The following is a 14,205-nucleotide window of genomic DNA, read 5'->3' as shown; positions in this document are numbered from 1 at the left end:
AAGTTACAAAGAAAAACGTTTAAAAACTTTATTCCTTGTTCTTTGTATCTATTAAAATTGTAACAGGTCCGTCATTAACTAGCTCTACTTTCATATCGGCTCCGAAAATACCAGTGCCTACTTTTTTACCTAATTCATTTTCCAGTTTTTTTAAGAAATTTTCATAAATAGGAATTGCCACATCGGGTTTTGCAGCCTTTAAATATGAGGGTCTATTCCCTTTTTTAGTAGAAGCATGTAAAGTAAATTGGCTCACAACAATGATATCGCCCCCTACATCCATCAAGGACTTGTTCATTACTCCCTCCTCATCATTGAAAATACGAAGGTTTACTATCTTTCTTATGAGCCAATCCATATCCTCTTGAGCATCCCCATTTTCAATTCCCAATAATAGCAACAAACCATTATCCATGGATGAAATCACCTCACGATCAACAGTTACACTTGCCCTGGAAACGCGTTGAATTATAGTTCTCATTTTCTTTCTCCGTGTATATCTATTCTATAGTTCTCTTCCTCCCCGGTAATCATTTGCAAATAGCTTCGATATCGACTGTATGAGACCTTTCCTTCTTCTAATGCATCTTTTACCGCACACTTGGGCTCATCTAAATGAATACAATTATTGAACTTACAGTCTTGCTTCAACTCAAATAGTTCTGGAAAGTAATCTCCAATTTCCTCCCGCTCCATATCCACGATCCCAAATCCTTTTATACCCGGGGTGTCAATTATTTGTGCTTCAAAACTAAGATCAAACATTTCTGCAAATGTGGTGGTGTGCTGACCTTGCAAATGTTGTTCCGATATCTCCGCGGTCTTTATATCCAAATTAGGCTCGATTGCATTGATCAAAGTGGATTTTCCTACCCCCGAGTGCCCAGCGAACATTGAAATTTTTCCGGTCATCATTTCTTTTATCCTGTCAACATTCTTTCCGGTCTTGGCCGAAATACCAATACAGGTATACCCTATTTCACGATAAAGTGCTGCTAAAAATTTAACCTCGTCCATTTCTTCCTTGTTGTAGGTATCAATCTTATTAAAGACTAAAACCACGGGAACTTCGTACGCCTCTGCAGTGACCAAAAATCTATCTATAAAAATGGTGTAGGTCGTTGGGTTGTTTAATGTAATCAGCAAAAACACCTGATCAAGATTTGCCGCTATGATGTGCGTTTGCTTGGACAAATTGACCGATTTTCGAATAATGTAATTTTTACGGTCATCAATACTATGGATTACACCCACATGCTCCTCGCCTTTATCATCCAGTTCAAAATGGACCTTGTCGCCAACTGCTATTGGGTTGGTACTTTTAATGCCTTTTATCCTAAATTTTCCCTTAATTCTACATTCATAGAACAATCCATCCGTGGCTTTTACGGTATACCAACTTCCTGTCGATTTATAAACTGTTCCTTCCATTTATATACTTGTTGATACAAAGAAACAATAATACTTTCAGAATTAGAATAAAACCAAGGCATAAGGGAATTTCTAAATATGTTGCTATATATATAACAGTCGTACATTTTTATTTTAATTTTAGAAAGTAATCACTTTATCCTTTTTATAGAATTCAAAAACCATGAAGAAAGCACTAGTCACCTTTATTTTAGCCTTAACAGCAACGATTGGCACCCATGCCCAGGAATACAAAATTATTACAACGGTTGAATCCATAGTCCCCAGTGGTCTGGGCAGGTCCCGAATTATTGATGCACAGGAAGAAAAAGATTTTGAAGAATATACTTCCGAACAAACTGCCGATGACAATACCCGAAACAAATCTAAAAGAGGAGATATAAGAGTAAAGGATTTTGAAGAAACCAAACTACTTAACTTTTATAATATCGCTGGAATTAGATTTCAAAATATTGCGGCCAATGATGCCCTTATTTCTTCAAAACTCACCGCTATGGCTGCAGAAGGATGGGAGTTGATATTTGTTACCAGTGGTGTAGAAGCTGATGCTGGCGAAAAAGATGGACAGGGAATCTTTGTAACCAGATTTATATTTAAAAAATAATTAAAAGCCCCGGTTGTACCGGGGCTTTTAATTTTATCCGTTCACAATCTTTTCTTGATGATTGATGGATTCTTGATGTATTGCCTTGAACATTCTCAAAACAAATTCCTCACTAAGCCCTTTAGTCTCACCTTCCAAGATCATAGCGCCTAAAATCTGGTTCCATCTATTGGATTGTAATACGGCCACGTTTTTTTCTTTTTTAAGTTCGCCAATACCATCGGAAATCTTCATTCTTTTTCCTAAGGTTTCTATGAGCTGATTGTCAATAACATCAATCTGTGCTCTTAGGTTGCTCAATTTTGAATTGTATTCCGCTTCAGGGTCAGATTCCTTTCTAATTTTTAAATCCTTCATGATCTGTATCAATTTTTGGGGCGTCACTTGCTGGGCAGCATCGCTCCACGCATTATCTGGATCATGATGCGTTTCAATCATAAGTCCGTCAAAATTTAAATCCAACGCCGTTTGGGAAACATCAAAAATCATATCTCGCTTGCCCGTGATATGTGAAGGGTCGTTGATCAAAGGTAAATCCGGGAATTTATCCTGGAATTCAACGGCCATTTGCCACTCCGGAATATTTCTGTATTTCGTTTTTTCATAGGTAGAAAAACCTCTATGTATGGCTCCTAATTTTTTTATCCCAGCAGTGTACAGCCTTTCAATTCCGCCCAACCAAAGGGCTAAGTCAGGATTTACGGGGTTCTTTACCAGAACTATTTTATCGGTTCCTTCCAAGGCATCTGCCAATTCTTGCATAATGAACGGACTCACCGTTGAGCGCGCACCTATCCATAATAAATCAACATCATGTTCCAGTGCCAGTTCAACGTGAGCTCTGTTCGCAACTTCGGTAGCTGTTTTTAATCCAGTTTCCTCACGTACCTTTTTCAACCATTTAAGGCCTAAGGCGCCCACTCCCTCAAAATTACCAGGGCGGGTTCTTGGTTTCCAAATACCAGCACGGTAATAATTTACATCGGTATCCTTTAATTCATGTGCAATTTTTAAAACTTGCTCTTCTGTTTCAGCACTACATGGTCCTGCAATTACCAATGGGTGGTCCAATGCCATGTCGTCTAACCAGGATCTCATTTCTTTACTATTCTCCATTACTTTTTATTTAGCGGTATTCCCTTTAAAATTGATTTTATTTTATTTGTGTTGTTCATTTCATTATAAATACCCTCAAAATCATCTTCCTCCAATAGCTCTCTAAATTCCATTAGATTTTGAATGTACTCGTTCAAGGTTTCGATAACGTTCTCCTTATTCTGCTCAAAAATGGGTGCCCACATCGCTGGCGAACTTTTGGCCAAACGTACCGTACTTTCAAATCCACTCCCGGCCATATCAAAAATATCACGTTCATTTTTTTCTTTTTCGATAACGGTCTTTCCTAACATAAATGAGCTGATGTGTGACAAATGCGAGACGTATGCAATGTGCTTATCATGTGCCTTGGGATTCATGTAGCGAATGCGCATTCCTAACAATTGAAAAATCTCCAATGCCTTTTCCTGCAACTTAAAAGCTGTCTTTTCCACCTCGCAAATAATGTTGGTCTTGCCATTATACAAACCATTAATAGCCGCCGAAGGTCCCGAGAATTCGGTACCTGCTATTGGGTGACATGCTAAAAAATTTCTTCTTTTAGGATGATCGGCCAATACTTTACAGATTAGTTCCTTGGTGGAACCGGCATCACACACAACACAATCATCGTTTACGGCATCCAAAATCTTGGGTAATTCCTCGACCGTGGCATTTACGGGTATGCTTACAAAAACGAAGTCCGCTTGGTTTAGATCATCATAGGTCGCTTTATATTCAATGAGGTTCAAAGCCTGAGCCTCCTCCATATGTTCAGGATTTGCATCTATACCAAAAACTTTAGTTTCTGGCATATTAGCCTTTATATCCTTTACAAAGGAACCACCTATTAAACCTATACCCACTACAAACACCTTCATTTTATAATCTATCTATAGCTTCCTGAATTTTATTTTTTGTTACACACAAGGAAAAACGAATATAACCTTCTCCATTATTGCCAAAAATTGTACCTGGTGTGATGAAAATATCCTTATCGTGTAGAATATTATCTATAAATTCCTCCGAAGAATCAATACCCATAGGCAATTTGGCCCAAACGAACATCCCCACGGCATGCTCATCATAACTACACCCTAATTTCTTTGCAAGTTTAAAAATAAGATCTCGCCTTTCCTTATATACTTCATTGAGGTTGCTATACCATTCATCTGTACTTTCCAAAGCCGCAATTGCTCCTTTCTGTATTCCATAAAACATCCCGGAATCCATATTACTCTTCACCTTTAAAATTGCTTCAATGTAAGCCGCATTCCCAAGAACAAAACCAACCCTCCAGCCAGCCATGTTAAAGGTCTTACTTAGTGAATTTAGTTCCAAACAAACATCCTTGGCTCCATCGATACCAAGAATACTTATAGGCTTAGGATTGAGCACAAAGCTGTAGGGGTTGTCGTTGACCAATAAAATATCGTTTCTTTTGGCGAAAGCAACCAACTTTGAAAATTGTTCCCGAGAGGCCGTTGCCCCTGTTGGCATATGGGGGTAACTTACCCACATTAATTTTACTTTACTCAAATCTTGGGACTCCAAAATATCCAGATTAGGAAACCAGCCGTTCCCTTCCGTAAGATTGTAATATACAGGCTCAGCCTCAACTAATTTGGTTACCGAGGTATATGTGGGGTAACCTGGGTCCGGAACCAATACCTGATCCCCTTTGTTTAAAAAGGCCATGCTGATATGCATAATCCCTTCTTTAGAACCCATTAATGGAAGAATTTCATGGGATGGGTCCGCATTGACACCAAATCTATCCTGGTAAAAAGTAGCTATTGCAATTCTTAGTTCGGGAAGTCCTTGGTAACTCTGATATTGATGAGCTCCTTCCTCCAATATGGCGTTTTGCACACTACGAATCACCTCTGTAGATGGTGCTAAGTCCGGACTTCCAATGCCCATGTTGATAATTGGCTTACCCTGTGCCATTAAACCACGAACTTCTCTGAGTTTTTTAGAGAAATAGTACTCCTGTACGGATTTTAATCGTTCTGCCGTCTTTATCATAACATGGCATTTTTATATTCCCCTAAAATCTTCATATCCTCCAACATGATATTCAACAGCAATTTAGCTTTATCAAAATCACCATATTTATTAAAAGTAACATCTACAAAAAAGGCGTATTTCCAAGGCGTTTCAATTACGGGCAAAGACTGAATCTTCGTAAGGTTCAAATTACAATCGCTCATAACGTTAAGCACAGTAGCTAAACTGCCACGCTTATGGTCCGTGAGAAATCGCAAAGAAGCTTTATTGATTTCTTCCTTTGGAAGCTCTTTATTTTTTGTTTTTACAATGATAAAACGAGTAGAATTATTTTTAATGGTTTGTATGTTATCCGCTACGATGTCCAAATCATATAATTCCGCTGCGACCTTTGGTGCAATTGCCGCCACGTGTCCCAATTTTTGCTCGTGTATTCGCTTTGCGGTTTCAGCAGTATCCACATCCTCTACTAATCTTATACTGGGGAAATCCTTAAAGAATTCCTTACATTGTAATAAAGCCATGGGATGTGAACTGACTTCCTTGATATCCTCAAATTTTTGGCCATTCAATACCATCAAATTGTGATGGATATTTAAATAATACTCTCCAATAATATGTAAGTTATTTTGGTGTACTAGGGCGTAATTTGGAATTATAGAACCCGCAATGGAGTTTTCAATGGCCATAACACCCTTATCCGCTTTTTTCTGCAGTAATTGATCTACGACAGCATCAAACGAAAGGCATTCAACCATTTCAACCTCCTCATCAAAGTAGTTCTTTGCTACTTGATGATGATTGGAACCTTTTATTCCCTGTATGGCAATTCTCAATGGCACGATTTATACTAAAAAAAAAGTCCCGTTTTTCACGGGACCTTATGAGTTATATTTTCATCAATATACTACAACAGTCCCTCACCTCTTTGAAAAAAGAAGTAAAAATAGAAACCGTTCCAGAAATATTGCTTTATCATAATCTTTAAAACAGGGGCTAATGTAGTAATTATATTTAAATACCCAAGAAATGTCCGTAGAGTTTTTTAAAATTTTATGGCAAACATTGAAAATCTTATTTTAAAGTCTACTAAAACTTCAATGCCAATCCCACCCCGTTTTGATTGCTCGTTGGTACCAATTTAAAGGAAGTACGATTATCAAACTGTTTGTTATAGGTAAGGATGGCCTTCTTGGCGTTTTTGTTTGCCGAATGCAAAAAAATTAATGCAATCGTAGCAAAACCAAGAGTGACTCCTAGCGGAGCAATAGTCTCATTCGGATAATCTGTATTTAATTTGGATGCCAACCAAAAAGCACCAACACCTTCGCTTAGCAGGGATACATAACCCAACGTAGAATAGGTATTTGACTTTTTCCAATACTCCTTAACTTCCTCGTTTTTATCAAACATTTCCCTTAGTTCCTGCTTGGTTATTCTATTATCATCTTGATAATATTCAACACTCCATAAACCGGGAAAAAAAGTTATTTCCTGAGCCTGCGCTTCAATAAAGAGAAAGACTGAAAGGGCAATAAAGAAAAATGTTTTCATAAAATTTTTTTGGATTTAGAAATCCAATATCTGAAAAACAAATTAACTTAGGCCGACTCTAACTTAAAATTTCGAAAAACGGTTGCCTAGAATTTTAATGCCAAGCCTACTCCCCTATCTGCAGGAACCAATCTATAGGTGGTTTTACCAAGACTATCATTAAACTCTAATATGGCATTTTTCTTGCTCTTATTGGCCAGACAGTAAAAAATTGAACCTACAACAGCAGTGCTGGCAAAGCCAATGATTGGCGCCGTTGTTTCATTGTCATTATTTTCATTTACCAAGTACCAAATTCCAAATCCCAGATTTGCCGTGGCTGCTGCAAATGTTACCCCAAATTGCTTTTTGGATTTTGACCAATAAACTTCCGAGGCAGGATTTGAATCCATAGCCATACCAAATTCCTTCCAGGTCATTTTATCCTTATCCTGATAAAATTCATCTCCCCACATGCCTTGGAAGACGGTTATCTCCTGAGCATAAAATTGATTTGCAAAAAATAGTAGAGATAAAAACGATGCTAGGTGTATTACTTTTTTCATGTTATTTTTTGTTTAAATGTAAACATCATTAATTAAACAAAATAAAAATAAAGCATCTTTAACACGTTTTTAATAAGCACTTTAGGTAGAATCACAAACAGAAGCAACCCTAAGAATTAATCCTTAAAAATCAACCGACCGTTAAAAATTTCAGTAACATCGACAACTTCGGGACGGTTATAGGAAATAACATCGCCATTTCCACGAATAGTTCCAGAAATAGATGCTTGGGGGTTGACCAACATATCATTGCTTCCCCGGTGATTAATTGAAACCGTTTGGGCCAGTAACTCTTGTGCCTCAATCCTTGAATCACCCGCAGCTATATTAATATTGAAGTTTTCAGAAGTCCCTCTTAATTTAAAATAGGCAATACCATTAACAACAACTCTTAAAGTACCCGTATTTAATTCCAGATCAAATTCTCCATCGGTTGTTTCAGCTTCCGGAACTGTAAAACTTTCTGAAAGTAAAGTCAAACTTGGATAGGCCAACACACCATTACTTTTTATGGGAAGCCCAGTACTGCTTCTTAATTCAGTTATATTTGGAGAGGTGACATAAACGGTAGTTAAACCATAATCCCTAAATAAATTACATCCATTTTCATTTCTAAGGATAAGGCGGTCACCTTCCACCGAAATGGATACTTCCTCCCTTAGGTTTTCACCTGTCTCGAGTTCCACTTTTTGGGCTTCCCCTTCAGAAAGAACAAGGGCAACTTTTTCGAATACTGTTATTTTGCTGAATTCTGGGACTGCTATTTCCTCCCGAACCAAATCCCCTGCTGTTTGTAAACAATCCGATGCATTTTCCGAATTACAGGAGATATTTGTACTTAGTATCAAAACCACCACAACCTTCTGTATGGTAATCAAACCTCTTTTCCAGTATTTCTTCAACTTTCCCATGAATTAAAATCTAATTCCTACGCCAAATTCAACGGCTTCAGCTGCCGCACCATGAGACTTTAGCGTAATAGCTCCAAACAACTTGTCTCCAAAATACCGTTTTAAACCGATTCTATTATACATTCTACCTTCAAAATCAAACGGATAATATACATAATAGCCCAGTTGGGTAATGACCGACATACTGTTTATAAACAACTCATGACCCAGAAAAACACCTACCCTTTTAAAATCATCATCGGGCTGTACGCCCATTTCAGGAAATGAAGTACCTTGAAAACGAATCAGTTCCTTGAGGAAATTTGAAAAGAAAATATCACCACCCAATTGTATGGCACTCTTTCTTCCCAACCTTTTATCCGCATAAGCGGAGAAAATTAAGAATCCGTATTGTCCGGAATCGATAACATCACTCTCATTAAGACCACCCCTTAAAACTAAATTATATTTTATCGGCTCTCTTATTTTTTTCCTATCTGCATTGGTTATGTATTCAAGTTCCTGACCTCCGTCCAAATCATAGGTAAGGCCCAAATTCAAGGCAAATGTATTTGTAGAAGTATTTGGCGACCTAAAATTACCATTGGAATAATGAATAACGGACACTCCAGCCTTTAACCCCAACCCCCCAATAATGTTCTCCTTATGATAATTGAGCATCAGATAGGTTGAACTCATAAAATCAGAACCATAAGCATTGTTTCTAAAATTTTCTACTTTATCATAGGGGTTGGTCGTGTAGGCAATACCCTGACCTATTCTAAACTGTATGTTCCTTTTTAAAAAGTAAAAGTTATAGTGGGCATAGATTCCCAGGTTTTTCCCCAAAGTACTATTGTTCATGTCCTGATAGATGAACGAGGCACCGTAATCCGGATAGTTATAGAGTTCCTCCCATTCTCGGGAACCATAGGTTTTTCTATTGTAGCCTATAATAAAACCCCCGGGGTGATTGGAAATTAAGTGGGATATATCCGGATTATGAAGCAGGACCGAACCATAAAATTGACTAAAATCCAAGGTATGTTTTTTGATATCAACATTTTGGGAAAAGCCGATTGCACTAATTAAGAAAACGTACAAAAAACACCTTAGCTTCATGGAGCGCAAAAATAGGTAATAGTCCTAACTAGTCAGTAACAGATAATTGTTCTTTTTGATAGATACTTTGAACTATCTAGATTAAAAACTGGTAGTTTCGTTTAGAATACCGCTTTGGCGATCGCTTTAATATTGTCCGATTTTCCCATGGAGTAGTAATGCAGCACAGGTACACCCGACGCTTTAAGTTCTTTGGATTGTTGAATGGCCCATTCAACTCCAACCTGTCGGACCTCCTTATTACTATTACAATTTTCAACAGCATCAATCAAGTCTTGCGGAATATCGATCCGAAACACTTGGGGCAATAACTGCAAATGTCGTTTAACGGCCACCGGTTTTATTCCCGGTATTATCGGTACATTAATCCCTAAATCTTTAGCGGCCTCTACAAATTCGAAATACTTTTGATTATCAAAAAACATTTGAGTTACCACATAATCAGCTCCGGCATCCACTTTTTCCTTTAATCGCTTAAGGTCGGTTTGTAAGGACGGGGCTTCCAAGTGTTTCTCAGGATACCCTGCCACACCAATGCAGAAATCGGCATTATCATCAGAGTCGATAGTTTCATGTAAATACCGTCCACTGCTAAGGTTACGTATCTGTCCTACCAATTCTTTGGCGTAGCAATGTCCCCCCTCAGTTGGCGTAAAATATCGTTCTTCCTTCATGGAATCTCCCCGAAGTGCCATTACATTGTCTATACCCAAATAATGGCAGTCTACCAGTACATATTCAGTTTCTTCTTTTGTAAAGCCACCGCATAAAAGATGGGGTACGGTATCCACGTGATATTTATGTTGAATCGAGGAACAAATTCCCACGGTTCCCGGGCGCATCCGGGTAACTTTCTTTTCCAATAGGCCGTCTTTATCAATATAAACATACTCCTCTCTTGAAGTAGTTACATCAATAAAGGGAGGCTTAAACTCCATTAAGGGATCAATATTATCGTAGAGCTCTTGTATACTTCTTCCTTTAACGGGCGGAATCAATTCAAAGGAAAACAAGGTCTTCCCATTAGCTTGTTTAATATGTTCAGTTACTTTCATTTATGATGAAAATTATCTCAATTCAATTTAATGGCGTTACCTAAAGGTCGGGCTCTCCGCTATATTATTTCAAATCAATGATTTAAAAAAGATACCGCTTCGATACCTAACGCATTTAATCCTCGGCAATACTCGGAGCCAGCCATTTTTTGGCTTTTTCCAAACTTATGCCCTTTCTTTGGGCATAATCCGCCACTTGGTCCTCCTTAATTTTTCCAACACCAAAATATCGCGCTTCCGGATTGGCAAAATAATATCCCGAAACGGAGGCCGCTGGCCACATGGCCAGACTATCCGTTAGCTTTACCCCAATTTTTTCTTCAACTTTAAGTAATTCCCAAATGGTCAATTTTTCCAAATGGTCAGGACATGCCGGGTAACCCGGTGCCGGACGAATTCCTTTGTACTTCTCTTTTATCAATTCCTCATTGCTCAAGTATTCTTCTTTGGCGTATCCCCAATAATGCGTTCGTATCTCTTTATGTAAATATTCGGCAAATGCCTCCGCCAATCGATCTGCCAGAGCTTTGATCATGATAGAATTGTAGTCATCCAGGTTCTTTTCAAATTTGGTTGCCAGCTCTGCAGTTCCAAAACCGGTGGACACACAAAAAGCACCAATATAATCCTGTACACCACTTTCTTTTGGAGCTATAAAATCGGCCAACGCATAATCTGCAACGCCTTCCCTGCGCTGTAACTGTTGTCTTAGGGTTCTAAACACATACATATTTCCATCATCGGGATTCATGACCTCGATATCATCTGTGTTTATTGCATTTGCCGGAAATAATCCAAATACGGCCTTTGCCTTAAGCTGTTTCTTGTTCAAGATGTTCTTAAGCATATTTTGGGCATCGGAAAATAAATCGGTCGCTTGCTCCCCAACCACCTCGTCGGTTAAAATAGCGGGATATTTACCATGTAGTTCCCAACTTCTAAAGAAAGGAGTCCAATCTATATACGGTACCAATTTATCTAATTCTTGGTCTTCCAAAACATGTATGCCGCGGGCATGGGGCTCGCAAATATTTGTAGCTTCCCAATCGATTTTAAAGCTATTCTCCCTAGCTTTTTCAATAGATTTATATTCTTTTTTTACAGATCGCTTTAAAAACTTATCCCTAAAATCATCATAGTCCTCCTTAATGGATTTTTTATATGCAGCGGAAGTTCCTTTTTGCAATAAATCGCCAACAACGGTAACCGCTCTGGATGCATCGTTTACATGGACTACAGCTTCCTTATATTGTGGGTCTATTTTAACCGCGGTATGCGCTTTACTGGTTGTCGCCCCTCCAATTAATAAAGGAATACTAAAATTATTGCGCTGCATCTCCTTGGCCAGATGTACCATTTCATCTAAGGAAGGTGTAATCAGCCCGCTTAGACCAATAATGTCCACTCTTTGGGAAATAGCCTCGGAAATGATTTTCTCCGGCGGTACCATAACCCCCAGGTCAATTATTTCATAATTGTTACAGGCCAATACAACACTTACAATATTCTTTCCTATATCATGAACATCCCCCTTTACGGTCGCCATTAGAATTTTCCCGGCACCTTCTGAATCCCCTTCTTGTGGGTTTGCCAACTTCTCCTCTTCAATATAAGGTAATAGATAAGCTACTGCCCTTTTCATTACCCGTGCAGATTTCACCACTTGTGGCAAGAACATTTTTCCACTACCGAACAAATCCCCAACCACGTTCATCCCGGTCATTAAATGACCTTCAATTACTTGTATGGGTTTGTCCGATGCTTGCCGGGCCTCTTCTACATCTTCTACAATAAATTGATCGATACCTTTGACCAGAGCTCTGGTAATACGTTCCTGTAATGGCTCCTCTCGCCAAGAATTATCCACCTTGCTTTCCTTTGCTTTACCAACTACGGATTCTGCAAATTCCAATAGACGCTCCGTTGCATCGTCTCGACGATTTAACATCACATCCTCCACATGCTCCAAAAGGTCTTTGGGGATATCATCATAAACCTCTAACATATTTGGGTTAACGATACCCATATTCATTCCTGCCTTAATAGCATGGAATAAGAACACAGAATGCATGGCCTCTCGGACTGGATTATTACCACGAAATGAAAAAGACACATTACTTACACCACCACTGACGCTACAATATGGTAAATTTTCCCTTACCCACTTTGTTGCTTTTATAAAGTCAAGCGCATTGAGTTTATGTTCCTCCATTCCCGTAGCGACAGGGAAAATATTAAGATCAAAAATGATATCCTCCGGCGGAAAACCTACCTTGTCCACTAAAATATCATAGGAACGCTGTGCAATTTCTATACGCCGGTCGTAATTGTCTGCCTGACCAACTTCATCAAAAGCCATAACGATTACGGCTGCCCCATATCGCTTTATCAATTTGGCATGATGAATAAATTCTTCCTCCCCTTCTTTGAGGCTTATGGAATTAACCACACATTTACCCTGAACTACCTGTAGGCCGGCTTCTATAATTTCCCATTTGGAACTATCGATCATAATGGGAACCCTTGAGATATCAGGTTCGGCAATTACTAGATTAAGGAATTTCACCATGGCTTCCTTACCATCTATTAACCCATCATCCATATTAATATCGATGATTTGAGCTCCTCCCTCTACCTGATCTCTTGCAATATCCAGAGCTTCCTCAAATTTCTCTTCTTTTATAAGCCTTAAGAATTTCCTTGACCCCGCGACGTTGGTTCGTTCTCCAACATTTATAAAATTACTCTCCGGCGTCACTACCAAAGGTTCCAGACCGCTAAGTTTAAGGTATTTTGATTGTTTGCTTTCCATATCTATACCTGCTCTACCATTAATGGCCTTGGCTTGTAATCCTTAACCAAATCAGCAATTGCTTTAATATGGGCGGGAGTGGTTCCACAACAACCTCCAATAATATTAATCAACCCTTTATCCAGATACTCCTTAATTTGACTCGCCATTTGTTCAGGACTTTGGTCGTATTCCCCAAAAGCATTGGGAAGTCCGGCATTGGGATGTGCGGAAATTCCAAATTCACTTTTTTGGGAAAGTACTTCCAAGTGGGGAACTAAATCCTTCGCGCCTAAGGCACAATTAAAACCTACGGATAACAGTGGAATATGTGAAACCGAAATCAAAAATGCCTCAGCTGTTTGACCAGTCAAAGTTCTACCTGAAGCATCGGTGATGGTACCACTAACCATCACGGGAATATCAATATTTCGTTCTTCCTTCGCTTCTTCTATGGCAAACAACGCCGCCTTGCAGTTTAAGGTATCCGTTATGGTTTCAATCAACAATAAATCTACTCCTCCATCCATCAGTGCTTCTACCTGCTGCTTGTAGGCTACACGTAATTCGTCAAAGCTAATGGCCCTGAATCCAGAATCGTTCACATCTGGGGACATACTTGCGGTTTTGTTGGTTGGTCCCATACTACCCGCCACGAATCTTGGTTTCTCAGGGGTTTTTAAAGTGAATTCTTCCGCAACCTTTTTAGCGATAATGGCCGATTCGTAGTTTAAATCGTAAACAAATTTCTCCATTTCGTAATCTGCCATGGCTATGGTAGTACTGGAAAATGTGTTGGTCTCAATAATATCGGCTCCTGCTTCCAAATATTTTCGATGGACATCCGCCAAGGCTTCGGGTTGGGTCAATGCCAACATATCGTTATTTCCCTTAACATCGATATGCCAGTTTTTAAAACGCTCTCCTCGGAAATCGGCCTCCGTAAATTTATATTGTTGCAACATCGTACCCATGGCACCATCCAACACTAAAATTCTTTTCTGAAGCTCTTGTTTTATATTACTCATTTCATTTACATAAATACACCTACGGGCAGTTGCCAGAATTAAACGTCATTTTAAAACATAATAAGAAAATCAAGTAGGAA

At 38.8% G+C, this 14,205-nt stretch carries 14 protein-coding genes; 1 reads left to right on the top strand and 13 read right to left on the bottom strand.

The window, feature by feature from the left end; translation table 11 throughout:
• Positions 1-28 precede the first annotated feature (28 nt).
• Positions 29-481, bottom strand: coding sequence for a D-aminoacyl-tRNA deacylase (gene dtd, locus PP182_RS18870; RefSeq protein WP_272652827.1), 453 nt, complete (start codon positions 479-481; stop codon positions 29-31).
• Positions 478-1,431, bottom strand: coding sequence for a ribosome small subunit-dependent GTPase A (gene rsgA / locus PP182_RS18865; protein ID WP_272652826.1), 954 nt, complete (start codon positions 1,429-1,431; stop codon positions 478-480). Before rsgA ends, dtd begins: the two co-directional genes overlap by 4 nt.
• Positions 1,432-1,594: 163 nt before the next feature.
• Here rsgA and PP182_RS18860 point away from each other — a divergent pair, with 163 nt between their 5' ends.
• A complete protein-coding gene (locus PP182_RS18860) occupies positions 1,595-2,035 on the top strand; it encodes a hypothetical protein (RefSeq protein ID WP_272652825.1) in 441 nt (146 codons plus the stop codon).
• Positions 2,036-2,068: 33 nt separating this feature from the next.
• Here PP182_RS18860 and PP182_RS18855 read toward each other — a convergent pair whose 3' ends face one another.
• The 11 genes from PP182_RS18855 to PP182_RS18805 all read right to left on the bottom strand — a co-directional run bounded on the left by PP182_RS18855 (position 2,069) and on the right by PP182_RS18805 (position 14,125).
• Positions 2,069-3,151, bottom strand: a complete 1,083-nt coding sequence (locus tag PP182_RS18855) for a bifunctional 3-deoxy-7-phosphoheptulonate synthase/chorismate mutase type II (RefSeq protein ID WP_272652824.1) — start codon at positions 3,149-3,151, stop codon at positions 2,069-2,071.
• Positions 3,151-4,011, bottom strand: coding sequence for a prephenate dehydrogenase (locus PP182_RS18850; protein ID WP_272652823.1), 861 nt, complete (start codon positions 4,009-4,011; stop codon positions 3,151-3,153). The genes PP182_RS18855 and PP182_RS18850 overlap by 1 nt, the downstream gene beginning before the upstream one ends.
• 1 nt (position 4,012) lies before the next feature.
• Complete coding sequence (locus PP182_RS18845) at positions 4,013-5,158, bottom strand: pyridoxal phosphate-dependent aminotransferase (RefSeq protein WP_272652822.1); 1,146 nt, start codon at positions 5,156-5,158, stop codon at positions 4,013-4,015.
• On the bottom strand, positions 5,155-5,982 hold the full coding sequence (locus PP182_RS18840; RefSeq protein WP_272652821.1) for a prephenate dehydratase: 828 nt from the start codon (positions 5,980-5,982) through the stop codon (positions 5,155-5,157). Before PP182_RS18840 ends, PP182_RS18845 begins: the two co-directional genes overlap by 4 nt.
• A 247-nt stretch (positions 5,983-6,229) precedes the next feature.
• The gene (locus PP182_RS18835; protein WP_272652820.1) at positions 6,230-6,694 is read right to left on the bottom strand and encodes a hypothetical protein; all 465 of its coding nucleotides are present in this window, start codon (positions 6,692-6,694) and stop codon (positions 6,230-6,232) included.
• 86 nt (positions 6,695-6,780) lie between these two features.
• On the bottom strand, positions 6,781-7,239 hold the full coding sequence (locus tag PP182_RS18830) for a hypothetical protein (protein WP_272652819.1): 459 nt from the start codon (positions 7,237-7,239) through the stop codon (positions 6,781-6,783).
• Positions 7,240-7,355: 116 nt separating this feature from the next.
• Complete coding sequence (locus PP182_RS18825; protein ID WP_272652818.1) at positions 7,356-8,150, bottom strand: head GIN domain-containing protein; 795 nt, start codon at positions 8,148-8,150, stop codon at positions 7,356-7,358.
• Between the two features lie 3 nt (positions 8,151-8,153).
• Positions 8,154-9,251, bottom strand: a complete 1,098-nt coding sequence (locus tag PP182_RS18820; protein WP_272652817.1) for an acyloxyacyl hydrolase — start codon at positions 9,249-9,251, stop codon at positions 8,154-8,156.
• Between the two features lie 101 nt (positions 9,252-9,352).
• Positions 9,353-10,306, bottom strand: coding sequence for a methylenetetrahydrofolate reductase [NAD(P)H] (gene metF, locus PP182_RS18815; protein ID WP_272652816.1), 954 nt, complete (start codon positions 10,304-10,306; stop codon positions 9,353-9,355).
• A gap of 115 nt (positions 10,307-10,421) precedes the next feature.
• Positions 10,422-13,118: a methionine synthase gene (metH, locus tag PP182_RS18810; protein WP_272652815.1), complete on the bottom strand. Its 2,697-nt coding sequence runs from the start codon at positions 13,116-13,118 to the stop codon at positions 10,422-10,424.
• A gap of 2 nt (positions 13,119-13,120) precedes the next feature.
• Positions 13,121-14,125: a homocysteine S-methyltransferase family protein gene (locus PP182_RS18805; protein WP_272652814.1), complete on the bottom strand. Its 1,005-nt coding sequence runs from the start codon at positions 14,123-14,125 to the stop codon at positions 13,121-13,123.
• Between the last annotated feature and the right edge of the window lie 80 nt (positions 14,126-14,205).

The organism is Maribacter sp. PR1, assembly GCF_028464145.1.
Taxonomy (GTDB): Bacteria; Bacteroidota; Bacteroidia; order Flavobacteriales; family Flavobacteriaceae; genus Maribacter.
This window is presented reverse-complemented; position numbering and strand designations above follow the sequence as displayed.

What these genes read in the sequence shown, in the direction of transcription:
- dtd (WP_272652827.1), bottom strand. Translation starts at nt 481, where the DNA reads ATGAGAACTATAATTCAACGCGTTTCCAGGGCAAGTGTAACTGTTGAT.
- rsgA (WP_272652826.1), bottom strand. Translation starts at nt 1,431, where the DNA reads ATGGAAGGAACAGTTTATAAATCGACAGGAAGTTGGTATACCGTAAAA.
- PP182_RS18860 (WP_272652825.1), top strand. Translation starts at nt 1,595, where the DNA reads ATGAAGAAAGCACTAGTCACCTTTATTTTAGCCTTAACAGCAACGATT.
- PP182_RS18855 (WP_272652824.1), bottom strand. Translation starts at nt 3,151, where the DNA reads ATGGAGAATAGTAAAGAAATGAGATCCTGGTTAGACGACATGGCATTG.
- PP182_RS18850 (WP_272652823.1), bottom strand. Translation starts at nt 4,011, where the DNA reads ATGAAGGTGTTTGTAGTGGGTATAGGTTTAATAGGTGGTTCCTTTGTA.
- PP182_RS18845 (WP_272652822.1), bottom strand. Translation starts at nt 5,158, where the DNA reads ATGATAAAGACGGCAGAACGATTAAAATCCGTACAGGAGTACTATTTC.
- PP182_RS18835 (WP_272652820.1), bottom strand. Translation starts at nt 6,694, where the DNA reads ATGAAAACATTTTTCTTTATTGCCCTTTCAGTCTTTCTCTTTATTGAA.
- PP182_RS18830 (WP_272652819.1), bottom strand. Translation starts at nt 7,239, where the DNA reads ATGAAAAAAGTAATACACCTAGCATCGTTTTTATCTCTACTATTTTTT.
- PP182_RS18825 (WP_272652818.1), bottom strand. Translation starts at nt 8,150, where the DNA reads ATGGGAAAGTTGAAGAAATACTGGAAAAGAGGTTTGATTACCATACAG.
- PP182_RS18820 (WP_272652817.1), bottom strand. Translation starts at nt 9,251, where the DNA reads ATGAAGCTAAGGTGTTTTTTGTACGTTTTCTTAATTAGTGCAATCGGC.
- metF (WP_272652816.1), bottom strand. Translation starts at nt 10,306, where the DNA reads ATGAAAGTAACTGAACATATTAAACAAGCTAATGGGAAGACCTTGTTT.
- metH (WP_272652815.1), bottom strand. Translation starts at nt 13,118, where the DNA reads ATGGAAAGCAAACAATCAAAATACCTTAAACTTAGCGGTCTGGAACCT.
- PP182_RS18805 (WP_272652814.1), bottom strand. Translation starts at nt 14,125, where the DNA reads ATGAGTAATATAAAACAAGAGCTTCAGAAAAGAATTTTAGTGTTGGAT.